Annotated in this window: 19 protein-coding genes; 7 read left to right on the top strand and 12 right to left on the bottom strand. The window is 63.0% G+C overall.

The features are described from left to right. From RM96_RS08695 to RM96_RS08685, 3 genes are read right to left on the bottom strand one after another with little or no spacing between them, the layout of a single operon-like run. Entirely contained in the window at positions 1-876 is an 876-nt protein-coding gene (locus tag RM96_RS08695) for an SDR family NAD(P)-dependent oxidoreductase (protein WP_039009763.1), read from the bottom strand. After that, complete coding sequence (locus RM96_RS08690; RefSeq protein WP_039009761.1) at positions 873-1,535, bottom strand: Dabb family protein; 663 nt, start codon at positions 1,533-1,535, stop codon at positions 873-875. The genes RM96_RS08695 and RM96_RS08690 overlap by 4 nt, the downstream gene beginning before the upstream one ends. Further along, positions 1,525-1,869 (bottom strand): hypothetical protein, encoded by a 345-nt coding sequence (locus RM96_RS08685; protein WP_039009925.1) that lies wholly within the window; start codon positions 1,867-1,869, stop codon positions 1,525-1,527. Before RM96_RS08685 ends, RM96_RS08690 begins: the two co-directional genes overlap by 11 nt. Before the next feature lie 294 nt (positions 1,870-2,163). Here RM96_RS08685 and RM96_RS08680 point away from each other — a divergent pair, with 294 nt between their 5' ends. Further along, positions 2,164-3,147 carry an AraC family transcriptional regulator gene (locus tag RM96_RS08680; protein WP_039009759.1) on the top strand — a complete coding sequence of 328 codons (984 nt, stop codon included), beginning with the start codon at positions 2,164-2,166 and terminating at the stop codon, positions 3,145-3,147. Between the two features lie 340 nt (positions 3,148-3,487). Continuing rightward, a complete protein-coding gene (locus RM96_RS08675) occupies positions 3,488-5,065 on the top strand; it encodes a M20/M25/M40 family metallo-hydrolase (RefSeq protein ID WP_052279398.1) in 1,578 nt (525 codons plus the stop codon). Positions 5,066-5,193: 128 nt separating this feature from the next. Here RM96_RS08675 and RM96_RS08670 read toward each other — a convergent pair whose 3' ends face one another. The 5 genes from RM96_RS08670 to RM96_RS08650 form a co-directional block, all read right to left on the bottom strand. Beyond that, positions 5,194-6,162, bottom strand: coding sequence for a Bug family tripartite tricarboxylate transporter substrate binding protein (locus RM96_RS08670; protein ID WP_039009755.1), 969 nt, complete (start codon positions 6,160-6,162; stop codon positions 5,194-5,196). A gap of 66 nt (positions 6,163-6,228) precedes the next feature. Then, positions 6,229-7,569, bottom strand: coding sequence for an NAD(P)H-dependent oxidoreductase (locus tag RM96_RS08665; RefSeq protein ID WP_039009753.1), 1,341 nt, complete (start codon positions 7,567-7,569; stop codon positions 6,229-6,231). Between the two features lie 32 nt (positions 7,570-7,601). Next, a complete protein-coding gene (locus tag RM96_RS08660; protein WP_039009752.1) occupies positions 7,602-9,296 on the bottom strand; it encodes an IlvD/Edd family dehydratase in 1,695 nt (564 codons plus the stop codon). 1 nt (position 9,297) lies between these two features. Next, entirely contained in the window at positions 9,298-10,224 is a 927-nt protein-coding gene (locus tag RM96_RS08655) for an NAD(P)-dependent oxidoreductase (RefSeq protein ID WP_039009750.1), read from the bottom strand. Next, positions 10,221-10,604, bottom strand: a complete 384-nt coding sequence (locus RM96_RS08650) for a VOC family protein (protein WP_039009748.1) — start codon at positions 10,602-10,604, stop codon at positions 10,221-10,223. Before RM96_RS08650 ends, RM96_RS08655 begins: the two co-directional genes overlap by 4 nt. 135 nt (positions 10,605-10,739) lie before the next feature. On the opposite strand from RM96_RS08650, the gene RM96_RS08645 reads away from it, so the two are divergent. After that, positions 10,740-11,654, top strand: a complete 915-nt coding sequence (locus RM96_RS08645) for a LysR family transcriptional regulator (protein WP_039009746.1) — start codon at positions 10,740-10,742, stop codon at positions 11,652-11,654. A gap of 250 nt (positions 11,655-11,904) precedes the next feature. Here RM96_RS08645 and garD read toward each other — a convergent pair whose 3' ends face one another. The 4 genes from garD to RM96_RS08625 form a co-directional block, all read right to left on the bottom strand. Further along, positions 11,905-13,485, bottom strand: coding sequence for a galactarate dehydratase (garD, locus tag RM96_RS08640; protein ID WP_039009743.1), 1,581 nt, complete (start codon positions 13,483-13,485; stop codon positions 11,905-11,907). A 45-nt stretch (positions 13,486-13,530) separates the two neighbouring features. Beyond that, positions 13,531-14,889 (bottom strand): MFS transporter, encoded by a 1,359-nt coding sequence (locus RM96_RS08635; RefSeq protein WP_039009742.1) that lies wholly within the window; start codon positions 14,887-14,889, stop codon positions 13,531-13,533. A 251-nt stretch (positions 14,890-15,140) separates the two neighbouring features. Continuing rightward, positions 15,141-15,509: a hypothetical protein gene (locus RM96_RS39895; protein ID WP_039009740.1), complete on the bottom strand. Its 369-nt coding sequence runs from the start codon at positions 15,507-15,509 to the stop codon at positions 15,141-15,143. Positions 15,510-15,642: 133 nt separating this feature from the next. Continuing rightward, complete coding sequence (locus tag RM96_RS08625; RefSeq protein WP_052279397.1) at positions 15,643-17,784, bottom strand: putative bifunctional diguanylate cyclase/phosphodiesterase; 2,142 nt, start codon at positions 17,782-17,784, stop codon at positions 15,643-15,645. 532 nt (positions 17,785-18,316) lie between these two features. Between RM96_RS08625 and RM96_RS40510 the strand changes: the two genes are divergently transcribed. Genes RM96_RS40510 through RM96_RS08605 form a run of 4 tightly spaced genes read left to right on the top strand, consistent with a single transcriptional unit; the run spans position 18,317 to position 23,257 of the window. After that, positions 18,317-18,574 (top strand): YtcA family lipoprotein, encoded by a 258-nt coding sequence (locus RM96_RS40510; RefSeq protein ID WP_039009738.1) that lies wholly within the window; start codon positions 18,317-18,319, stop codon positions 18,572-18,574. A 17-nt stretch (positions 18,575-18,591) separates the two neighbouring features. Further along, positions 18,592-19,647: a multidrug transporter subunit MdtN gene (gene mdtN, locus RM96_RS08615; RefSeq protein WP_039009736.1), complete on the top strand. Its 1,056-nt coding sequence runs from the start codon at positions 18,592-18,594 to the stop codon at positions 19,645-19,647. A gap of 9 nt (positions 19,648-19,656) precedes the next feature. After that, positions 19,657-21,759, top strand: a complete 2,103-nt coding sequence (locus RM96_RS08610) for an FUSC family protein (protein WP_039009734.1) — start codon at positions 19,657-19,659, stop codon at positions 21,757-21,759. Further along, positions 21,746-23,257: an MdtP family multidrug efflux transporter outer membrane subunit gene (locus RM96_RS08605; protein WP_443112246.1), complete on the top strand. Its 1,512-nt coding sequence runs from the start codon at positions 21,746-21,748 to the stop codon at positions 23,255-23,257. Before RM96_RS08610 ends, RM96_RS08605 begins: the two co-directional genes overlap by 14 nt. Positions 23,258-23,291 lie beyond the last annotated feature (34 nt).

The raw sequence follows: 23,291 nt of genomic DNA, 5'->3' as shown, positions 1-23,291 counted from the left end.
TTATTTTTCGGACAGGCCGGACTGGTTCAAGCCAGGATGCGCCCATGGCGGGACAACGGGCGGGGGCAGCTTGCCGCGCCCGTCGAGCGTACGGACGTCCAGCCCGCAAGCCAGCGGGAAGTGCAGGCTATGCGCAATGTGGCCAGTGCGCTGGCGAGCCGGAACGCTGCATAGCGCGAGTGCCGTTTCCACCAGGTACTCCACCAGCTCGGTTGGATAGCCGTCCGGGATATAGCGCTCACTGCCCGGCGTGCGGATTGCCGTGCTTGGTGCTACGGAATTCACCGCGATATTGTCGGCCTCCAGTTCCGCCGCGAGTCCCTCGGTGAATCGATTGATGGCGGCCTTGACGGCGGCGTAGGCCGTCACCCCGCCCGTCTGGTCAAAGTCGTGATAAGGGCGTGAAGGCGACAGGGCGGTGACAGATCCCAGGTTCAGAATCCATCCCGCGCCGCGTGCGCGCATCAGAGGGATGGCTGCCCGGGCAAGCACAAAGGGGACACGCAGGTAGTGCTCGATCGTTCTGTCGAAGACTCCCAGGGACATCGATTCGATGCGGCTGTATTCCGCCATGCCAGCATTGTTGACCAGGATGTCGAGACCGCCTGCTGCCTTTGCGGCCTGCTGCACAAGGTTGCCACGTTGCACCGGATCCTCGAGGTCGGCCGCCAGTGCAATGGCACTGCCCCCTTGCCGCCTGATCTGCGCGACTGTCTCGGCCAGCGTGCCACGCTCGCCCTCATGGCCAACGTGCCTTGCCGTGACGACCACCAGGGCGCCCTCCGCCGCGAAGCGCTGCGCGATGGCGCAGCCGATTCCGCGGCTGGCACCGGTAACAAGCGCAATCTTTCCTGTCAGTTTCCCGTGTCTGGTCATGGGGCGTCACCCTCTCTACTGGTGTGGTTGGCAATCAGGCTCGTCGTGAGCGGACAAAAGGCATGGGAGATTGCATCGACCGTCCATTCGGGGAACTCGGGGTCAAACCATCGGTCGACCCGCCCCCAATGAAACGGGTGCATCAGGTACTCGCCCAGCAGGTCGTCCACGCTGGCGAACTCCTGTTGCCAGACATGGGTCCACGCGCCGGGCGACAGGACACGGGCAAGTCGCCAGTTGAGAATGCCAGGCATGTAATCCGGCATCCGCAACAGATCCCGCTCCAGGCTGCGGACCTGCCATTCGGGCGCCTGGGACCGGACACGGAACATCAGCGTGCGCCAGATCCCGTGGCAAAGTTGCGGGGCACGCATGCCGCCCCAGATCGCGGTGTATGTGACGCTATCCACCTGTGCCACGCCTTCCAGGGCAGCAGCCAGGCTGGCAGCCTGATCAGACGAGTCGGGCGATGTCGGGGCGGATTGCAGGTCGAGCGTGTAGTCGCCAGCTCCCCAGCTTCCCGCAAGGTTGCGGCCAACTGCCGCGTGGCAGATGGCTGGCAGTTCTCTGACGCGGGAAAGGAGTGCCTGTTCCTGTGTTCGCGCGTCCGCCCCGGCGATGCTGGCGCACAATCGGATCTGCGCTGTCTCAAGCTGCATCGCGAGACTCCTTGCGCCGTGGCAGCACCGGTGTCGCATCGGTCATCACATGGCGGCGGCGGACTTCGCATATCGCGTCGACTGCCGACCAGAACGCGAGGACCGGGGCGTCGACGCTGGCGCGCATGGCGTAGTAGGCCGGCGCATCCGGCACTTGCCACAAAAGCCATAGCGTATTGGGCGCATCTTCCAGCGCCACGGGCGGCGAAACCCAGCGCTGCAAAAGCGCCAGGCCCCTGGCTGCGCTACCCGGCAGGTATTTGCTCTCCAGCAGGCCAAGCACGGTGGGCAGGTGCGCGGAGGCGAGCACGATTTCATCGAGCACGTGGATCATCGTCGGGCCTCGCTCGGCGCAGGCAGAGCGCAGCAAGGCCGCGATGCCGGAATCCGGGATCTCCGGGAGGGGAACGCTGTCATGGGTTGTCCCGTATATGCAGATGGTTGATTGCGTGGCAACCTCCCTCGCCCAGGCCGTGCGCAAGCATTTTTGCGCGCTGGAAGTGCCGGGATCATTATGGGAGGCCCGGCAGCCACGGATCCCTACCCGGACGATCAACAATCGCTACCGAAGCAATCAGGACGAGCACCCATGAATGCCCACTTACCGGGAAATCCCGTTCCGCACGGCATGGTGCAGCGCTTGCTGGAGGAACTGAAACGGCAAGGCGTCGAGGTGCCGCCCGCCACCGGCGCTTCCGGGCAGCCGCGGCCCGCCCAGTTCACCGCGCTCTATCGCGCTTCGATCGAGCGGCTGGAAGCCCTGGTCGCCAAAGGAAACGGCCACCCTCCGATGCGCAAGCAGGAAGTGGATTTATTGTGCCGTTGTGTATTGAGTTGCCAGACGCTCAGGGAGGCGATCTGCTGCGCGGCCGATTTTTGCGCGATGCTATATCCGCGCGCCGGTGCCCTCAGTCTCGGACTGCGTGGAGACCAGGCGGTGTTTCACATGGACTCCCTGCGACGTGTGAAAACCTCTGCGGCCTGCCTGGTCGACCTGACGGGACTCTTCTTCTATATGCTGCTGTTTGGCTGGCTGATCGGCCAGCCGGTGCGTCCAACCCACGTCTTCCTGGCGCACCCCCGGCGCGAGGACGCCATGCCGTTCCTGGGGTTGTTCCATGCCGCCGTGTCCTCCGGCGCCCAGACCTACGGATTCGAATTCGATGAGGCTTTTCTGGATCGGCGTGTCGTGCGCCAGGCGGCAGATCTTGACGCGTTCCTGGAAGATTTCCCTTACCGGCTGATCGGTGCGCCGGTCGAGGTGGTACCGTTGAGCCAACAGGTGCGCGGGATTCTCCATGCAGCGCTGGCGCACGGTGCACGCCTCCCGACGCTGGCTGAACTGGCCATGCACTTCGATGTGAGCGAACCGACCATGCGCCGCCGTCTCGCGGCCGACGGCAGCAGCTACTCGGTGCTGCGCGAGCACAGCCTGCAGGAGCATGCCGAGCGATGCCTGTGTACGACGAACTGGTCGGTGGGAAGGATCGCGGAGCAGCTTGGCTTTGCCAGCGAGGAAGCGTTTCGCCGGGCATTTCAGCGCTGGACAGGCCGCGCACCCACCCGGTTCAGGCGCGAGACCAGAGGTGATCCTGTGAAAGGTCGTCGATAAAGAGAACCGGGAAGCCGGTGGCTCTCAAGGTTGGCTTATCCCGCAGCCAAACGCGGATTCCAGCACCTGGCATTGCAGCAGAACCGGCCACCGATTGGCCTTGTCCCATTCGGCTGAAATTGGCCGATTGTATTGAAAAACCCGGCGGGCGTGGTTTCCGGTGAGACATGCGTAGTATGTTGCTCGACCCCATCAGCGCCGGCCTCGCTAGCACACTGTGCTCACCATTTTTTGCGCATACGGCGCGAACCATGCTTTCCTGCCTTCGCGTTGACAAACTCACACCGTTTCTATGATCCTTCGTATTCTCCCAATACTGTCAGCCCCCAGAAGGAAAAACATGAGGAACTTACCCGCGTGTCCCGCCGAGCCGACGCCTCGCAAGAATGCACGGGGGCGCCGTCTGTCGTGCTTGATCGTCGCATCGTGGCTGGGCGCCGGCGTGGCGCACGCCGCCGCACTGGCGCCCGAGGCGGCGCAACGCCAGGCACAAGCCAGCTATCGCGAGTACTTCGAATTGCTGACTATGCCGAATGATGCCGTGGTGCCTGAGGACATTCGCCGCAATGTCGACTGGCTCGAACAGGCGTTCCGCAAGCGCGGCTTTGCGACGCGGCAGCTGACCAACGATGGTAAGCCGATGCTGTATGCGGAATTCCCGGGGAAGAATCCCGCGCGCAAAACCGTGCTGTTCTACATGCACCTGGACGGCCAGCCGGTCATCGCATCTCAGTGGGCGCAGAAGAGCCCCTGGACGCCGGTGCTCAAGCGTAAAGCAGCAAACGGAAATTGGGAGGAAATTGATGCCTCGCGCTTGTCAGCCGGGCCGGTCGATCCGGAGTGGCGTGTGTTCGGCCGCTCGTCGGCAGATGACAAGGGACCAATCATGATGATGCTGACTGCCATCGACGCGTTGAAGGCGGCTGGCGACCAGCCGACAGTCAACATCAAGGTGATCCTCGACAGCGAGGAGGAGAAGGGCTCGCCCTCCATCAGCAAAGTCATGCTGGCAAATCGCGAGCTTCTCTCCTGCGATGCGATGGTGATCCACGACGGCCCAATGCATGCGACGAACCGCCCCACCCTCATCTTCGGCAATCGCGGCGCTGCGCGGGCCAAGCTGACCGTGTTCGGGGCCAAGGTTCCGCTGCACAGCGGCCATTACGGCAATTTTGCGCCAAATCCGGCGCAACGGCTGGCCAACCTGCTGGCTTCGATGAAGGACGACAGCGGACGCGTGACCATTCCGGGCTACTACGACAAGGTCCGGCTCGGCGAGGCGGAGCGCAAGGTCATGGCGGCTGTGCCGGACGACGAGGGTGCGCTCAGGCGACGCATCGGCATCGCGCAGGCCGACAAGGTCGGCACGAATTACCAGGAAGCAATGCAGTATCCATCGCTGAACGTGCGCGGTATGGGCGCCGCCGCCATCGGTGACAAGGTAGCGAATATCGTACCCGACAAAGCCGAGGCAGAACTCGACCTACGCACCACGCCTGAATCGGATGCCGCCTACCTGGGCAAGCTGATCGAGCAACACATCGTGAAGCAGGGATACCATCTTGTGCAAGGTACCCCGACCGATGAAGACCGCGCACGTTACGACAAGCTCGCCAGCTTCACTTACCAGAGCGAAGGCGCCGATGCAGCTGGTTCGCCGATCGACTCGCCCGTAGCGAAATGGGCCTACCAGGCGATTGCAGACACCTTTGGCACCACGCCGGAGCCAGTGCGCATCCGAATGATGGGCGGCACCGTGCCGACCGCAACGATCGTCGAAGTCCTCCAAGTGCCTTTCGTCATCATTCCCCTGGTCAATGCCGACAACAATCAGCACGCGGCAAACGAGAACTTGCGGCTGGGCAATTACGTTAGTGGCGTGCGAACGGTCTACGGGCTGCTAACCCAGCAGTTCTAGCGTGTGCTACAAGCGTGTGATGAACGCGGGCCGGCAGAACTGGGGCCGTGGCGTTGACAACCACGCCCCCCAATGCGAGGGGTATCAAAGGGTTGCCTTCATCGCTGCTGCCCCCTCAGAAGTTATTGTTATTCAGCCGTGATTTTCCCATCCTTAATCACCTTCGCCCAGGTAGCAAGTTCTTGGGTCACGAATTTGTCCAGAGTCGGAGGGTCCATGTAGGCAGCAAAGCCACCCTGCTCCTCAATCTTCTTCTTGTACTCCGGGCTTTCCACGATTTTCCGAATCGATGTGGAGAGCTTCTTGACGATGTCCGGCGGTGTGCCTGCCGGAGCGATTACCGCGAACCAGGACTCCACGTTGTAACTTGGCAGGCCCGCTTCAGCAGAAGTTGGGACATCGGGCATCGAAGGATGGCGCTTAGGGCCCGTGTAAGCCAGTGCCTTGATTTTTCCGGCCTTGACCTGACCGATTACCGATGGCGGTGTCGTCACGAACATGTCGACCTGGCCGCCAATGAGGTCGCTCACCACCGGGCCGGCACCCTTGTACGGGACGTGTGTTACCGGGACCTGCGCTTGATTGCCGAACATGACGCCCGCGATATGCTGGATGGAACCATTGCCCGATGACGCGAAGAACAAGCCTCGATTGTCCTTCTTGCCAAAGGAAATCAGGTCGCGCAGGTTCTGCGCTGGAATCTTGCCGCTGACAGCGATGACATGCGGGGCACGCATCACCAGCGCTACGGATGCGAAGTCCTTAGGTTTCCAACGCGCCTGGGGAAAGAGCGCCGGATTTCCCACGTGATAGCCGGAATACTGCATCAGGAGCGTGTAGCCATCCGGCTTGGCTCGTGCGACAGCTTCCGTGCCAATGTTGCCGCTGGCGCCCGGCCGGTTCTCAATCACGATGGGCTGCCCCAAGTCCTTGGCGAGCTGCTCGCCGATGAGCCGCGCAACGATATCGGTCGACCCGGCGGGTGCGCTCGGGACAATCATCGTGACAGGCTTGCTGGGATAGGCGTCCGCAGCGAACACCGGCCATACAGCCGCCAGTACGAGCGCCGTTACAGCGGCCTTAACGCTCCATTTCATTTTTTGTCTCCTATTGATGTATATGCCGGAAGGCATTGCCATCCCGGCCGTGTCACCGGTTGTCCGTCACTTCTGGAACAGCGCTTCCATCTCTTTCCGAACGCGGTACGCCGGTTGCTCAGCGTCGATGAACACGTCCTCCCACGTTAGGGACTGGTCCTTGGGTACATCGCGACGCAGCTTCAGGTGATGGGCCAGACCCAACGGCAGACTGCCGACACGGAGCGACTCCTTTGCAGGGAAGAGCTTGCCAAATACCGTGTAGCCGCCTTCGCCATCGAGCATCTCCCCTGCTTTCAAATCCCGCTTTGCGGTTGCGACAACATCTGCATTGAAGTGCTGGCCTACGCCGGTGGGCTCGCGGCGCAGTCCCACGCTCGCCACGGAGACGCCGAGCTCCAGGCCGATGAGGTGCCATTTCTTGTACTGCACCATGCACTGGCCGTTGGGGTCGGTGAAGACCTGGTATTCCTTGAAGCAGCGGCGAATGTACTCGGTGGGTGCCTCAACGCAGACCCAGACACCCTTACGGATGTCGTAGCCCACGGACGTACCATCGGTGTTCAGCGATGACACCACGTCGACTACCCCCTTTTCCGACAGCACACCGCCATCCGACTTGAGCCGCATGACCGTGGGAATCTGCTCGACGGAGGCCGGTGCAAAGGTGATACCTTCCGCCTGCACCTGAAGACCGGTGGCATTCGCAATGGCAGTGCTTTCGATAGCCGGCTTGGAGCCATCGAGGAAAGCATTGAACATCTTCGGGTTCATGCCACCGATGCGCGCCTGCTCGGCCGTCACGCCCCAGTGGTCCCAGACCGTATCGGGCGTCGATTCGCGGAACTTGGGCAGCCACTTGTGGCCACGCCCCGCGGCGACGATAGGGAACCCGCACGTGCGAGCCCAATCGACCAGTTCGCAAGCCAAGCCTGGTTGGTCGCCATAGGCCAAGGAGTACACCACTCCAGCCTCGCGGGCACGGTGGGCCAGCAGCGGGCCGCAAAATGCATCGGCTTCGACCGTTACATTGATGACGTGCTTGCCGTGCTTGAACGCTGCGAGACAGTGGTCGACCGCAGCAATGGGGTTACCCGTACATTCAATGATGATGTCAACGCCAGGATGCGCCACAAGCGCTTCCCAATCATCGCCGACGTGCGTCGAGCCTGTGCGTACCGCGTCGTCCAGCGACGCTGCCTTAGCGCGCCCAGGTTCCCAACCCACTCGCTCAAGGCTGGCGTGGGCGTTTGCCGGCACAAGGTCGGCAATCCCGACCATGTGCACGCCAGGAGTGCGAGGTACCTGCGCCAGGTACATCGAGCCAAACTTCCCTGCGCCAATGAGGCCAACGCGCACGGGCTTTCCTTGCTCGGCACGCGCGAGCAACTGAGGATAGAAATTCATGGTCCAATCCAGTAAGGTGGAAACTAAATGCGTCAGCTACGGGACTGGGCGAGGAAGTCCAGGTCGCAGCCTTCAGGGGCTTGCAGTACGGTGCGCTGATAGAGCTCCTGATAGCCGCCGCGTTTCTGAGGCAGTGGCTTGCGCTCGGCAAGACGGCGTGCGATTTCTTCTGGCTCGACCAGCAACTCGATGCTCTTTTGAGACACCGACAAGCGAATCCGGTCGCCGTTGCGCACCGCTTCCAGGGGGCCACCGGCCGCCGCTTCAGGAGACACGTGCAGAATGATGGTTCCGTAGGCGGTACCGCTCATGCGTGCATCCGAGATACGCACCATGTCCTTCACGCCAGCCTTTGCGAGCTTTGAGGGAATGGGAAGGTAGCCGGCTTCCGGCATCCCCGCGGCCAGCGGACCAGCGTTCTTCAGCACCAGGATGTCGTCAGCGGTCACGTCGAGGTCGGGCGAATCCACCCGGTTTGCCAGGTCTTCCAGACCCTCGAACACCACGGCACGACCTTCCTTCTCAAAAAGAGCCGGCGTTGCGGCAGCGCGCTTGAAGATTGCGCCGTCGGGTGCAAGACTGCCATGCAGCGCAATCAGGCCGCCCACATTGCTCACCGGTTCGTCGAAGGACCGGATGACTTTTCGGTCAACCCAGCCAGCTGGTTCGTCAAGGCGTTCGCGGAGCGTTCGGCCGTCAACGCTCAGGCAGTCCAGGTTCAGCAAGGGCCGCAGTTCGCGGAGCACCGCTCCCATACCGCCTGCGGCATGGAAGTCCTCCATGTAGCCCTCACCCACCGGTTTAAGGTCGACCAGTACCGGAGTTTCATCGGAAATCTCGTTCAGACGTTCCGGGCCAATGCGAATGCCGAGGCGACCGGCAATGGCAGTCAAGTGAATGATTGCGTTGGTCGAACCTCCCAGCGCCATCAGGATACGAAAGGCATTTTCGACCGACTGTTCCGTCATGATTTGTGAAGGCAGGATGGGCGAATGTGCAAGCCGTACGGCTGCCTTGCCGGTCTCCTCTGCGGCCACCAGGCGTTGGGAATCCACTGCAGGAATTGCAGCCGTACCCGGCAGCGACATGCCCAGGGTCTCGGCGATGCATGCCATCGTGCTTGCGGTGCCCATGACCGCACAGGTGCCCGCGGTGGTAGCCAGACGTGTCTCTACGGTCTGGATTTCGCACTGGTCGATTTCCCCAGCGCGGAACTTGCCCCAAAACCGGCGGCAATCCGTACATGCGCCCAGTCGCTCACCTTTGTGCCGCCCTGTCGACATCGGGCCGGTGACCAGTTGGATGGCGGGGCGATTGGCAGAAGCAGCGCCCATCAGCTGGGCCGGCACAGTCTTGTCGCAGCCACCAATGAGCACGACCGCGTCCATCGGTTGCGCGCGAACCATCTCCTCGACGTCCATGGACATCAGGTTGCGGTACACCATGCTGGTCGGGTTGAGGAACACTTCACCCAGCGAAACGGTGGGGAACATGCGCGGCAGGCCGCCTGCGGCCAGCACGCCGCGGGAAACGGCGTCCACGAGTTGCGGCATGTAGCGATGACAGTTGTTGAAATCGCTGGGTGACGCAGCAATGCCGATTACCGGTCGGGACAGCAGTTCACTTGAAATGCCCATCGAATGGGCCATCGAGCGGCGCAGGTAACGCGCAAAGTCGCGGTCACCATAGTTAGTCAATCCATTGTCGAGGCCAAGGGGTTCAGCCATGTTACTTCTCCGTGCGGGGTGCTGCGGCGCTGAACTGCACGGCTAGCATGTCTTCAAAGAATCGAGTCATCGAACCCTTGTCGCTGGCACCGTGGCCCGCCAGAAGGCTCATCTGATAGGTGGCGGTAGCGGCTGCAAGCACCGGCATGGGGATGCAATGGCGAGCGCCTAGCTCGGCGGCGCTGACCAGGTCCTTGTAAGCGGCCTGGAGCGGATAGCCATCGCTGAAGTGGCGCGCCAGGATGCGAGGGAGGAAGAACTCCGACGCATAGCTGCGTCCCGTTCCACTGTTGATGACCGACGCAATCTTCTCCGCATCAAGCCCCATTCGCCGCGCCATCGGCAGAATCTCTGCAAGCGCCGCGCAGTTGATGTCAAAGAGCAGCTGGTTCACGAGCTTCGTCAGCTGTCCACTGCCGGCGTCTCCCATGAAGAGGATGTTGTTGCCCATGCGCTCAAGCCATGGCCTCACCGTCTCGAACGTCTCCTTCGCGCCGCCACACATGACGGTGAGCGTGCCGGCTTCCGCGCGCGATTGCATTCCCGACACCGGAGCATCCAAAAACGCGAGATTGGCCGTGGCCAGACGCGAATGAATATTCAGCGTGGCGCCATGCTCCATGGTGCTGGTATCGACAACGATGGAGCCAGGACGAAGCAGGCTTGTCAGCCCGCCGTCACCAAACAGCACGTCTATCACTGCAGCGGTACCCGGCAGACTCAGAAACACAATTTGGGCGTCTGCCAGGCCAGCCAGAGAGTCGGACGTCGTGGCGCCGGCTGCCTGCATTTCGGGATAGGCGTCCTCTACCTTCGACGTGACGCGCAGGTCCGTGTCAGCGTGAATCAGATTGAGCGCCATCCGCTTGCCCATCTGGCCAAGGCCAACGAAGCCCACGATGGTGCGGTCGGATTTTGCGGCGGTCATGCGTCGACCCTCTCGGAGATTTCAATCAGATTCAGGTCGGGGTCGCGCAGGTAAATCGAACGAATGCGGTAGCTGGCGCCGGTGCGAGCGACCGGCCCCTCGATGATGTGAACGCCACGGCCATTAAGTCGCGCGATGACTTCATCCAGCGGAATCGCCGCAATGAAGCAGAGGTCCAGAGCGCCCGGTACAGGCAGATGGGCTTTCGGCTCAAACTCCTTGCCCTTCACATGCAGATTGATTTTCTGCTCGCCGAACTTGAAGGCTTTGCGGCCTTCGCCGAATGTCTCGAGGGTCATTCCGAGCAGCCCAACGTAGAAGTCGACACACGCTTCCTCGTTGCTGGTCGTCAAGACAAGATGGTCCAAGTGATGAATCACCAGCGTCTCCTTCTTGCAATTTTGCGAATGACCCGAATGTATGCGCGCAGAAAGCACGGGTGGAATTCTTAATTTCGCACACATCCTTCGCATTTTGCGAAGCCGCGACCTGACGGGACTTGCTAAGATGTGGCTATGTCACCGGAACTCATCAATCCCGCACGTGTTGATTTCGTCACACTCCGCCTGTTCTGCGCGGTGGCGCAGACGGGCAGCATTACCAAGGGCGCGGAGCGGTGTAACCTGGCACTTTCAGCCGCAAGCAGGCGGATTTCTGACTTTGAAGCCGCTTCGAGGGCAGTACTCATGGAGAGGACTGTCCACGGCATTCGGCTGACGCCTGCTGGTCACGTTGCGCTTCAGCACGCGATGCGCCTTTTCCAGGGGTTCGAGCTTTTTAGCAATGAGCTCAGCGAGTACTCGAATGGCTCTCGGGGACATGTTCGGCTGTGGGCGAACATGTCCGCCTTGGTTGAATTTCTGCCTTCTGCACTTGAGAGCTTCTTGCACCTTTACCCCGATACACGTGTCGAGGTCGAGGAGCAACTCAGCGGTGACATAGTCCGCGCGGTGGTGGAAGGGATGGCCGACGTAGGCATATTCGTCGAAGGCGCGCCGACGCACGGCCTGAATGTGCTTCCCTATCAGACCGACCGCCTAGTCGTACTTTGCTCAAAGACTCACCCTTTGGGCGAAGTAGACGAAATCGAATTCCGAAGCTGTCTTTCTTATGACTTCGTGGGCCTGAATCGCGGAAGCTCACTGCTCAACACCATCTCGACTGCGGCGCATGACATAGGCTTCCCTTTGCGGCTGCGCGTTCAAGTTCGAAGCTTTGATGCCATGTCCGAAATGATTGCTTCGAATCTGGGGATTGGCGTACTCCCCCTCGGAGCATGCTTTCGAAAGCTCGAGCCCCTGGGCTTGAAAGCTATCCGGCTCGTGGATAGCTGGGCAGAGCGAAGACTGCTGATTGCCACGAGCGCCTCCCGCGCCCTGTCGGGCTCAGCGGCCCTTCTCGTCGAGCATCTGGTTAAGACGCCTGGTTGAACGGCTAACTGGCGGTAAAGCCGCTGCTTCCCGACCGCCGCTTAATGCCCGCGCGACCTGCACGCTGCGCGAGGAGGATCTTCCGGGAGCCAGGAGGTAGCCCTCGCAAGCGCTCGGTGCGTTGAGCACTACAAAAAATAAAGTTATTCGCTGGATTGAGCGCAATAAAGACAAATAACCTGCCCAGCGAAAAACTTAAGCTGACACCTCGACCACCACCTCCTCGCCTTCCCCAACCGCGGCGATCCGCTCAGGTCACCGGCGCCGGATTGAACAGCACCAGGGCGTTCTTGATCTTCCAGTGCTCCGCCCACGACTTCTTGCCGCTCGCCACCGCAAGGATGGTGTGGAACAGCTCCCAGCCGATATCCTCGATGGTCGCCTCGCCGGTCGCGATGCGCCCAGCGTTGACATCCATCAGGTCGTGCCAGCGGCGGGCCAGGTCGTTGCGGGTGGACACCTTGATTACCGGCACTTCGGCCAGGCCGTAAGGCGTGCCGCGGCCCGTCGTGAACACGTGCATGTTGATGCCGGCGGCCAGCTGCAGCGTGCCGCAGACGAAATCGCCCGCGGGCGTCGCGGCATAGATCAGGCCCTTCTGCGTCACCTTCTCGCCGGGGCCACTGACGCCATGGATGGGGCCGGTACCGGACTTCACGATCGAACCCATCGCCTTCTCCACGATGTTCGACAGGCCGCCCTTCTTGTTGCCCGGCGTGGTATTGGCGCTGCGGTCCACCTCGCCCTTTTCGAGGTACTGGTCATACCAGGCCATCTGCTTTACCAGCGCCTCGGCCACCTCGGGCGTTGCCGCCCGTGCCGTGAGCTGGTCGATGCCGTCGCGCACTTCGGTCACTTCCGAGAACATCACGGTGGCGCCCGCGCGAACCAGCAGGTCGGTGGCAAAACCCACGGCCGGGTTCGCCGTCACGCCGGAGAAGGCATCGCTGCCGCCGCACTGCATGCCGACCACCAGGTCGGCGGCCGGGCAGGTTTCCCGCTTGCGGGCGTTCAGGCGCTCGAGGTGCCTTTCCGCCGTGGTCATGATCGAATCGATCATCGAGGCAAAACCGACGTGCTGTTCATCCTGCAGGCAGACCACGTCCGGCTCGCCTTCCTTCTGGATCGGAATGGTTCCCGCACCGATCAGCCGCGTGGGCTGCAGCTTTTCGCAGCCGAGGCTGACGATCATCACTTCGCCGCCGAAGTTGGGATTCAGCGCGATATTACGGATGGTGCGGATCGGGATGTTGGCATCCGGCGCGTCGATCGCCACGCCACAGCCATAGGTGTGCTCAAGGCCCACGACGTCGTCGACGTTCGGATACCTGGGCAGCAGTTCGTCCTTGATGCGCCGCACGGCGAATTCGACCACGCCCTCCACGCACTGCACCGTGGTGGTGATGGCGAGGATGTTGCGCGTGCCGACCGAGCCGTCCGCATTGCGGTAGCCCTCGAAGGTGTAGCCATCCAGCGGTGGCAGCTGCGCAGGCACCCGGGTGCAGACCGGCAGGCTGTCCAGCTCCGGCGCCGCGGGCATCCGGATGACGCGCTCGTTGACCCAGCTCCCCCGGGGCAGGTCCTTGAGCGCATAGCCGATGACCACGTTGTAGCGGATCACCGGATCGCCCTCGCGCAGGTCGGCCAGCGCGACCTTGTGGCCCTGGGGCACCGCCTCGACCAGCGTCAGGCCGCTGGAGAACGTCGCCCCGGCGGGCAGGCCGCCGTCGTTGGCCACGATGGCGACGTTGTCGTTCTCATGCATCGTGATGTACAGCGGACGCGCCGGCGCCTGTTGCGCTTGCGGCTGTGCGTGTTTCACTTCATTCATCTTTCCTTGCTCCGAAGCTCACGGGACCTGCAGCGTGCACGGCGCTTACGCCGGCTGCAGCTCGACCCGCTTGATGTCTTTCACGATAACCAGATAGCAGAACACTGTCACCAGCGCATTCACGCCGACGAACACCAGCGCGCCATTGAAGGAACCGGTCACGCTGAGGATGTAGCCGATCACCAGCGGCGTCACGATCCCCGCGATGTTGCCGAACATATTGAAGATACTGCCGGCCAGGCCGATAGCTTCCTTCGGCGCCGTATCCGCGATCACCGCCCATCCGAGCGCGCCGATGCCCTTGCCGAAGAAGGCCAGCGCCATCAGGCCGACCACCACCCATTCGTTGTCGACGTAGTTGCACGCAACCATTGTGATCGACATCAGCATGCCCAGCACGATCGGCGTCTTGCGCGCCAACGTGAGCGAATATCCGCGCTTGATCAGGACATCCGACAGTCGGCCACCGAGGATCCCGCCCAGGAAGCCGCAGATCGCGGGCAGCGAAACCACGAACCCCGCCTTCAGGATAGACATGCCGCGTGCCTGCACCAGGTAGACCGGGAACCACGTCAGGAAGAAATACGTCAGGACGTTGATGCAGTACTGGCCGAGATACACCCCGATCAGCATGCGGCTGCGTAGCAGTTGCCTGACCTGGCTCCAGTTGATGCCGGCATCCTTGCGCTGCGCCTGCGCTTCTTCGCCTTCGCCCATGTGGATAAGGCCGCCGCCCTGCTCGATGTATTCCAGCTCGGCACGGCTCACGCCGCGGTGCCTGGCAGGACTTTGCACGACCTTCAGCCACATGAAGGCGAGCAGCATGCCAAGCATGCCCATCCAGATATACACGTGATGCCATCCCATCGCGTGCGTCACCCAGGCCATCAGCGGCGTGAAGGCCACCGCGGCGAAGTACTGGGCCGAGTTGAAGATTGCCGACGCAGTGCCGCGCTCGGTGGTCGGGAACCAGCTGGCCACGACCTTGGCATTTGCCGGGAACGCCGGTGATTCGGCCAGGCCGACGGCAAAGCGCAAGGCGAACAAGGCCACCATCGCGGCGCCCACCGAGGAGAACGTGCCCAGGCTGCCCTGCAGCAAGGTAAACAGCGACCACAGGAAGATGCTGGCCGCATTGACGCGGCGCGCGCCAAAGCGGTCAAGCAGCCAGCCGCCCGGCACCTGGGCCATCACATAGGCCCAACTGAATGCGGAGAAGATGATGCCCATCTGGATGGCATCGAAGCCGAATGCTTCGCGCATGGCCGGGCCGGTGATGGAAAGCGTTGCCCGGTCCGCGTAGTTGATCGTCGTGACGATGAATATCAGGAGCAGGATTGCATATCGGGTCTTGCCTGTTTTGGAGGCGGCCACATCCTGGCGCGCTGTCGCGGTAACTGCCATGTCATCTCCAGAACCTGACAGTGGCGCGGCCCCATCAGTGTTACGTTGTCTGATGACATTCTATACCTTCGGCTTTTTACGGAGGCTCGGGATTTCCCTAGATAAGCTAGATAAATCCGGCGAATTTCGCCTAGTAAAGCGCCTTATATATCGCTTACTACCCGCTTTCCGCCCCATAAGTCGCCCTAGTTCCCTTCGCTCCCGTTGTAGGATGACCCATAACAAAATCAGGCAGATACGCTACGGCACCCCTAAGGCGCGGCAGGCCCGGTCTGGTCGGTGGATGGGGTGGCCACTGCGGGCGCGGCCTGCCCGGGATCAACTGCCCCCTTGGCACTGTCGGCGGACGGGTTGCCGGCTTGCTGTTGCCTGCCCCGCCCCCGGCCGCCGTGGCGCCCCGCGGACGCCGACTGGCTCTTCACTTCGCCCTGCCGCAGTTCCTGGTTGATGGAGTCGACCGAGCGAGGCGGCGGCGTCATGCGGGCGAAATTGCTCTGGATATTGCGCAACGCCTCGGCACTCTCGTCGGTGGCGGGTGCGCCCTGTCCAAAAGCGGCAGGGGCAATCATCAGGGCGGCGGCAGGTGCCAGCAGGCCCCGGAGGAGGATTCGAGGGTTCATGGTGCATCGATCTTTTTGCGATGCCCTGATTGTGGAGGCGCTATCGGATTTCGAAGTATTAATTGTGTTGCGGCAGATTACGTCCATGGTGAGGCAGCCGCCGCAGCATGATGCGGCCGGGGCTACGGAGGCGCTACGTCGCCGCGGCGCTATAGATGAAAGCCTCGCCCGATGTAGACGCCGGCAATACGGCCAGTGCCGCGCGATCCACACGCGCCTCCGCCCCGCCGCGCAGGAAGTCCTCGAATACCGCGCCGGCCAGTGGTCTTGCCAGCAGGAAGCCCTGCACCTCATCGCAACCCAGCGCCGCCAGCTTGCTCATCTGGGTGTCCGTCTCCACGCCCTCGGCAATCACATTCATATGCAACGCGTGGGACAGCGTGACGATGGCCGACAGCAGCGCTTCGCCCTCGGCCTCGTGCAGGTCCAGTTCCTGGGTGAAGTACCGGTCCACCTTGATCTGCCGGACCTGGAAGCGTTGCAGGTAGGCCAGGCTGGAATATCCCGTGCCGAAGTCATCGATCGCCATCTCGTACCCGCTGGCGTGGAACCTGCGGATGGTCTCGGCCGACTTCTCGGCATTCTGCATGGCAACGGACTCGGTGATCTCGAACATCATGTGTGCCGGCTCCACGCCGGCCGCGCGCACGATGGCGTCGATGCGCTCTACCAGGTCAGGCACGTTGAACTGCACCGGCGACAGGTTGATGGAAATCTGCACACGGGGCAGCCCCTGCGACTCCCATTGCGCAATCCAGCGGCAGACTTCGCGGATGACCCATTCGCCGATCTGGATGATCTGCCCGGAACGCTCGGCAATGGGAATGAACTCCAGCGGCGGGATATCGCCGATCTCCGGGTGATGCCAGCGGATCAGCGCCTCGGCCCCGGTCAGCGCCTGCCGGCCCATGCAGAACTTGGGCTGGAACACGATGCTCAGATGCCCCTCCTCCAGCGCCCGCTGCAGGTCGCGCTGCAGCGTCAGGGTGCGGATGGCATTGGCGTGCATGCCGGGTTCGAAGAAGCGGTAAGTGTTGCGGCCACCCTGCTTGGCGTCGTACATGGCGGCGTCCGCGCTATGCAGCAGCGCCTCGGTATCGGTGCCGTCGCGCGGGTACAAGGCAATGCCGATACTCGCGCTCACCCTGAGCCGCACGCCATGCAGGATCGCCTCCTGGCAAAGCATCCGCAACAGGCTGGCGGCAACGGTCGCCGCGTTGGCGGCCTCAGAAAGATCGCGCAGCAGGATCACGAACTCGTCACCGCCCACACGCGCCACCACATCGTTCCTGCGTACGCTGGCGTTGAGCCGTTCCGCACACGTCTTGAGCAGTTCATCGCCAACTGCATGCCCGAGCGAGTCGTTGATGGTCTTGAATCCGTCCAGGTCGACGAACAGCACGGCGAACACGCCCTCGCCGCGCCTGAAGGTACGGATTGCCTCGCCGACCTGCCCGGCCAGCAGCAGGCGGTTGGGCAGGTTGGTCAGCGCATCGTGCGTGCCCAGGTGCTGCAGCCGGTGATTGGCGCGGCGCAGGGAGTTCGCCAGGCTGCTGGCATGCCAGCCAAGGAACAACAGCGTACCCGTCAGCAGGACCAGCGAGGCTGCCGAGACGATCATGGCCAGCCAGTTGGGATCGAGCTTGTTGACCGACAGGCAGACGCTGCCGGGGGCGAAATCCGCCGCGCTCATGCCGGTGTAGTGCATGCCGGTGATCGCCAGCCCCATGACCAGCGCCGAGCCGAGCCGCTTGGGCACGATATGCTGCTCGTCCGAGGCGCCGCGCAGCGTGAATGCAATCCAAAGCGCTGCGCTGGAAGCCGCAATCGCAATGCCGACCGATGTTGCCACGATCCAGGCGCTGTAGCGCACCGGCGGCGACATCTCCATGGCCGCCATGCCAACGTAGTGCATCGCCGCGATGCCCAGACCCATGAGCGTGCCGCCCACGGCGATCCGCATCGCGGAAAGATGACCGCGCGTGACCAGCGCGAGGGCCAGGAAGGACACCACGCTGGCAATCAGCATCGATATCGCCGTCGTGGCCAGATCGTAGCCGAGCGGCACAGGCAGCGAAAAGGCCATCATGCCGATAAAGTGCATCGACCAGATGCCGATGCCCATCACCACCGCGCCGCCGACCAGCCAGGGCATCTGCTGCCAGCGCGACGACAACTGGAATATCCGGCTCGCCAGCTCCAGCGCGGTATACGAAGCCAGCGACGCCACGATCAGCGACAGAAATACCAGCAGCGGGTTGTACGTGCCATTCATGACGTGAACTCTCCCGAAAACCTTCTCGCGGCGCTCTTGCCAGGCGCTCAGGACGTGATGGTCCAACCGACATGATCGGCATGTCCTCGTCATTCTTTGAGAGGGGTTTTTCATTACCCCCAATGGGGGTGGGGAGCGCGTGGCACCACTGCAACCCCGCACAGGACCTCGCCTGAGGCCGGTAAGTGCCCGTATTTCCGCGCGCAACTGCCGGTCCTGATCGTCGCACCGCAACAACATCATCAAAACTGATGATGCGCAGGCGTTGGGCTCAAAGTGATGATTGCGGCGGGCGAACCTGCGACTCGCCCGCTCTTACTGCCCTTGCCCACCCGGCCAAGGGCATTTTTTTATGACTGAAAGACTCGCCTGCCCGCGAATACTGGCATTCCGTGGGAGCGCCGCGATTCTTCCATTGCCTGTACATATCGTGCAAAATGCGCTGGCCGAGGCCCGATGCGCAGAACGAATCCCGGAGGGCATGGGCCTTTTTTCCGACATCCGTACGCAGCGCTGAAGAAAGGGAGGCGCCATGAGGGCGATCGGAGTTGCTGCAATCGTTGGCACCTCGGTCGGGGGATGCGCAAGATCGCCATCCCTGAGCGTGCTCGGTGCCTATTTTCCCGACTGGATGTTTTGCATCATCGCAGGCGTTGCGCTTGCCATCGTCTGCTACGTGACCCTGGAGCGCGCCGGGTCCGGATACTGGCTGGGCCCTCCGGCAGTGGCTTATCCGGCACTCACTGCACTATTCTCCCTTGTTGTCTGGTTGATCCTGTTCCGGCACTGACCCTTTTCGGGGAAATCATGACGACAACGGACAGCAAGAAAAAGAAGACATGGCCGGCCATCGTACTGGTCGCTGTCACGCTGGCGCTGCTGATCCTGGTCATCTGGTTGCTGGACCGGTCGCCGCGCACCGACGATGCCTATGTCTATGCCGATGCCATCGACGTGGTGCCGGAAGTCAACGGCCGCATTGTCCAGCTCGCTGTGCGCGACAACCAAGCGGTAAAGCAGGGCGACCTGCTGTTCCAGATCGACCCGCGCCCGTACCAGGACGCCCTGACGCGGGCCAAGGCATCCCTGGTCGCACTGGACCAGCAGATCATGCTGCATCAGCGCACGGTGAATGCGCAGCAGTACAACGCCCAGTCCGTCCGGGCAGCCGTCGAGCGCGCGCGGGCTGCCGCCACCCAGGCGACGGACACACTGCGCCGCACCGAGCCGCTGCTGCCGCAAGGCTATGTGTCTGCGGAAGACGTCGACCGCGCACGTACCGCGCAGCGCGCCAGCCAGGCCGAACTCAATGCGACACAGCTGCAGGCGCAGCAGGCAGCGGCAGCGGTAACCGGGGTCGAGGCACTGGTTGCACAGCGCGCCGTGGTCCTGGCAGAAATCTCCCTGGCCGAACTGCACCTGGAGTTCGCCACCGTGCGCGCGCCCTTCGACGGACGGGTGGCGTCGCTGAAGACTTCGACCGGCCAGTTCGCTTCCGCGCTCAAACCGGTATTCACGCTGATCGATACCCGCAACTGGTATGTCGTGGCGAACTTCCGGGAAACGGAGCTGAAAGGCATCCGGGCCGGCACGCCGGCCACCGTCTACCTGATGAGCGACACCGGCCAGCGCTTTCGCGGCACGGTCGATTCGATCAGCTATGGCGTCGCGCCCGAAGAAGGCGGCCTGGCGCTGCCCGGCGGCCTGCCACGAATTCAGCGCACGCTTAACTGGGTGCACGTTTCGCAGCGCTTCCCGGTCAAGATCCGCATTGAAAATCCCAATCCGGAACTGTTCCGGGTCGGCACTTCCGCGGTCGCCATCCTGCATCCCGAGGATGGCAGAGCCAGCGCGCAGCGCTGAGGTCGCGGCATGAATCCGAGCACCTACCTGCCGGACAGCGTGCTGCGGGCGCAAGCATACCTGCGCAGCCAGCTTTCCCCGTATCCGGGACGCGTCAACATCATGCTGCGTTGCATGCTGACCAGCGCCATCGTGCTCGTCGTGTCGATGGCGCTGCAGGTGCCGGAGCTCCCGCTCTCGCTGCTCGTGGTGTTCTACGTCACGCAATCGAACGTCGTGGTCACCCGGCTGGTGGGCGTGATGTTCATGGTGGGATCGACGCTGGCCGTCGGCCTCTCGATCCTGGTCCTCAAACTGACGTTTGACTATCCCCTGCTGCGCATCGTGGCGGCCAGCGCGCTGTTCTTCGGCAGTGTTTATCTGATGCGCGTGCTCAAGATCGGCATCATCTTCTTCATCGTCGCCATTGTCGTCATTTACGTGCAGACCTTCGTCGACCGCACCGATCAGGCCGAACTGCTGATCCGGGCCGTCCTGTGGGTGTGGGTCGCCGTGAACTACCCGATTGCCCTGACGCTGCTGATCAACACGCTGCTGCTGCCGGCCGAACCACAGCAGCAGCTGAAAGCGGAAATCCACCGGCAGCTGGACGCGGTCGATATCCATCTGAGCCGCCTGATCGACGGTACACCGGTGGCCGAGCCGATCACGCCATTGGCAATCCAGCAGGGCGCCCTGACGCTGCAGAAGCTGCTGAAGTTCGCCACCATGCGGGATGCGCGCTACCGGCACGACATGGCGCATCAGCTGGCCTGCGTTGCCATCGTGTCGCGCCTGTATCGGGCAGCAGCCGAGTTGCCGGACGACATGCCGGGCCCCTCCGCGGCGCAGCTTGCCGCGCTGCGGCAACTGCGCACAAATTGCCAGGCGCTGGATGCAGCATTGGCTGCAGACAACCGATATCAGTACACGCCGCCCGCAGCACCCGCTCAGGGCGGCGCTGCGCCCTTGCCGGCAGCCGCAGAAGAAATGCAGCGGGCACTAGTGGCGCTGGCCGATGCCGATTCGGCCGCCGGCGCAGCCGCCAAGGCGCCGCCGGAACCACCGATGATGGCTCCGGATGCCCTGACCAACCCGGCATACGCGAGGTTCGCGCTCAAGACGCTGCTGGCCGTGCTGATCTGCTATGTCTTCTATACGGCCGCCGACTGGCAAGGGGCGCACACGATCATGCTGACCTGCCTGATCGTCGCCCTGCCCAGCCTGGGCGCGTCGATGCAGCGGGCGATGCTGCGTGTCGGCGGCGCACTCACCGGCAGCGCGCTGGCGCTATTCATGGTGGTGTTCGTCGTGCCGCGCCTGGAAAGTATCCAGGGACTGCTGTTGATGACACTGCCGGTCGTCGCGCTCGCCGCGTGGATCGCCGCCGGATCGGAGCGCGTCAGCTACGCGGGCATTCAGATCCTGTTCACGTTTTCCCTCGCCCTGCTCGGAAAATTCGGCCCCACCATCGATCTCACCGAAATCCGTGACCGCGTGGCCGGCATCCTGCTGGGCGTTGCCATTGCCACCCTGATCCAGATGTCGGTATGGCGGGAAGCCGAGGGCGATGTCCTCAGGCAGAAACTGGCCGGCATGCTGCGCGCGGTTGCCCGCCTGCTGCAACCGGCCGCCGCAGGCACCATGCCCGGGCACCTGACCTATGCGCAGCAAGAACTGCAGACCTGGGCCGTGCTGTCCGATTGCGAAGACACGCTGGCCCGCGTGACGCTCGAACCGAACTGGCAGGAAGGCGAGCATGCACTGCTTACGCTGCGCGCGCAGGCGGTGCTTGCGCAAGGACGCGAGATCATGCTGGCTGGCATCGCACTCCACAATGCGCTGGAGTCAGGCGAGATTCGTCCGGGCAGCGCCGATGACGACGCAATGCGCGCGTTTCAGGCGCAGGCCGCTGCGCTGCTCGGCCACTACGCCGATGCGCTGATTGCCAGCCCGCCCTCGGCGCAATCGCCTCGACCCGCCGAGCTCGCGGTGCCCGGTGATCGGCACTTCGCAGGACCTGTGCTGTCGGCCATGCACAACCTGGTTCGCCAGCTGTGTGGCCTGCCCGAGTGGCAAGCGGCGGCGGCACCCTCCTCAATGCTGCTTCGTGAGTCCCATGATGCCGGTTGACTGCAAGCCACCTTGCCGGCCTCATCGGCCCAATCGGACTTGCCGGCTCGCCGCCGGCCTGCTGGCCGCCGGGCTCCTGTGCGCGGCAGGCGGCTGCGCCCTGATTCACGAAAACGGTGTGCCGTCTGCGGAAGTCCCCCCTGAACAGATCCGCCTGGCCGACGATATCCGCCTGGCGCGCGATGGTTGGCCACAAGCGCGCTGGTGGACGCACTACGACGATCCCCAGCTCGCCGCCCTGATCGAGCGCGCGCTGGCGGAAGCACCGGGCATGGAGGTTGCGCGCAGGCGCGTTGCACAGGCGAAAACGGAAGTCGAGCTGGTCAAGTCAGGTACGGGCCTGCAGGCGGTGGCCATTGGCGCGATCGATCGCGAACACGTGTCCGCCCACGGATTCCTTGGGCCATTCGCGTTGAACGAGCCGGCCCTCGGGCTCGACGGCCCCTGGTACACGGAAGGCATTGTCGGCATCGGCGCCAGTCTCGACATTGACCTCTGGGGCCTGCAGCGCGCGCAGGTCGAGGCGTCTATCGGCCTGAGCAACGCGCGCCTAGCAGAAGCATACGCTGTCGAGCTGGAGCTTTCGACCGATGTGGCGCAGCTGTACTACGGCATCCAGACCTACTACCAGTTGATCGGATTGCTGGAGCAAGCGCGGGAGGTGGCCGCCTTCTCGGTACAGACGCACCAGGCTCGCGCAGCCCTCGGGCTGGAATCGCGCACCCTGACCGAGGAAGCGCAGGCGCAACTGCTGACGGTGGAGCGCCAGCTCGTGGCGGCACGCGGCACCGGAAGGCAGTTGCGCGAATCGCTGCGGGCGCTGATCGGGGCCGGGCCTGACGATATGCCGGAGATCCGGCCGGTCGCGCTGCCGCAGATCAGCACCGGCGTTCCCGATTCGCTGTCGTATGAACTGTTGGCGCGTCGTCCGGACCTGCAGGCGTTGCGTTGGGTGGTGCAGGCGTCGTTCAGCCGGATCGACGCGGCAAAGGCCGCCTTCTACCCACGCTTCGACATCCGGGCCTTCTTCGGCTTCAACGCCCTTCACCTGTCGGACCTTTTTATGCGCGCAAGCCAGCAGATCAACCTGATCCCAGGCCTCACACTGCCGATCTTCGATGGCGGGCGGCTGAACGCGAACCTGGGCGGCGCCCGCACGGCGAGCAATACGCTCATCGCGCAGTACAACCAGGCCGTGCTCAACGCGGTGCGCGACGTGGCCATTACCGGAACACGCCTGCAGGCCCTTGACGACGAGGCACAGCTGCAACGACGCAAGGTTCAGGCCGTTTCATTCGTTCGCGACAGTGCCGAAGCACGGTACCAGCGAGGACTCGGCAGCCGGTACCTGGCGATGGAAGCACGCCAGCCCCTCATTGCCGAACAGATTGCGCAGCTGACGGTGGATGGCCAGAAGATCAGCCAGGAGATCGCGCTGGCCAAAGCGCTGGGTGGTGGCTACCGCGCCGATCCGCCGGTTGAGCTGAAGCCGCGCTGAGGGATACCTGATGCTTGCATGATAAGGGGTGAGT

Source organism: Cupriavidus sp. IDO (genome assembly GCF_000812465.1).
Lineage (GTDB): Bacteria > Pseudomonadota > Gammaproteobacteria > Burkholderiales > Burkholderiaceae > Cupriavidus.
This window is presented reverse-complemented; position numbering and strand designations above follow the sequence as displayed.

Excerpts from the sequence above, each read along its gene's own strand:
- RM96_RS08695 (WP_039009763.1), bottom strand. The coding sequence starts at position 876 with ATGACCAGACACGGGAAACTGACAGGAAAGATTGCGCTTGTTACCGGT.
- RM96_RS08690 (WP_039009761.1), bottom strand. The coding sequence starts at position 1,535 with ATGCAGCTTGAGACAGCGCAGATCCGATTGTGCGCCAGCATCGCCGGG.
- RM96_RS08685 (WP_039009925.1), bottom strand. The coding sequence starts at position 1,869 with ATGATCCACGTGCTCGATGAAATCGTGCTCGCCTCCGCGCACCTGCCC.
- RM96_RS08680 (WP_039009759.1), top strand. The coding sequence starts at position 2,164 with ATGGTGCAGCGCTTGCTGGAGGAACTGAAACGGCAAGGCGTCGAGGTG.
- RM96_RS08675 (WP_052279398.1), top strand. The coding sequence starts at position 3,488 with ATGAGGAACTTACCCGCGTGTCCCGCCGAGCCGACGCCTCGCAAGAAT.
- RM96_RS08670 (WP_039009755.1), bottom strand. The coding sequence starts at position 6,162 with ATGAAATGGAGCGTTAAGGCCGCTGTAACGGCGCTCGTACTGGCGGCT.
- RM96_RS08665 (WP_039009753.1), bottom strand. The coding sequence starts at position 7,569 with ATGAATTTCTATCCTCAGTTGCTCGCGCGTGCCGAGCAAGGAAAGCCC.
- RM96_RS08660 (WP_039009752.1), bottom strand. The coding sequence starts at position 9,296 with ATGGCTGAACCCCTTGGCCTCGACAATGGATTGACTAACTATGGTGAC.
- RM96_RS08655 (WP_039009750.1), bottom strand. The coding sequence starts at position 10,224 with ATGACCGCCGCAAAATCCGACCGCACCATCGTGGGCTTCGTTGGCCTT.
- RM96_RS08645 (WP_039009746.1), top strand. The coding sequence starts at position 10,740 with ATGTCACCGGAACTCATCAATCCCGCACGTGTTGATTTCGTCACACTC.
- garD (WP_039009743.1), bottom strand. The coding sequence starts at position 13,485 with ATGAATGAAGTGAAACACGCACAGCCGCAAGCGCAACAGGCGCCGGCG.
- RM96_RS08635 (WP_039009742.1), bottom strand. The coding sequence starts at position 14,889 with ATGGCAGTTACCGCGACAGCGCGCCAGGATGTGGCCGCCTCCAAAACA.
- RM96_RS39895 (WP_039009740.1), bottom strand. The coding sequence starts at position 15,509 with ATGAACCCTCGAATCCTCCTCCGGGGCCTGCTGGCACCTGCCGCCGCC.
- RM96_RS08625 (WP_052279397.1), bottom strand. The coding sequence starts at position 17,784 with ATGAATGGCACGTACAACCCGCTGCTGGTATTTCTGTCGCTGATCGTG.
- RM96_RS40510 (WP_039009738.1), top strand. The coding sequence starts at position 18,317 with ATGAGGGCGATCGGAGTTGCTGCAATCGTTGGCACCTCGGTCGGGGGA.
- mdtN (WP_039009736.1), top strand. The coding sequence starts at position 18,592 with ATGACGACAACGGACAGCAAGAAAAAGAAGACATGGCCGGCCATCGTA.
- RM96_RS08610 (WP_039009734.1), top strand. The coding sequence starts at position 19,657 with ATGAATCCGAGCACCTACCTGCCGGACAGCGTGCTGCGGGCGCAAGCA.
- RM96_RS08605 (WP_443112246.1), top strand. The coding sequence starts at position 21,746 with ATGATGCCGGTTGACTGCAAGCCACCTTGCCGGCCTCATCGGCCCAAT.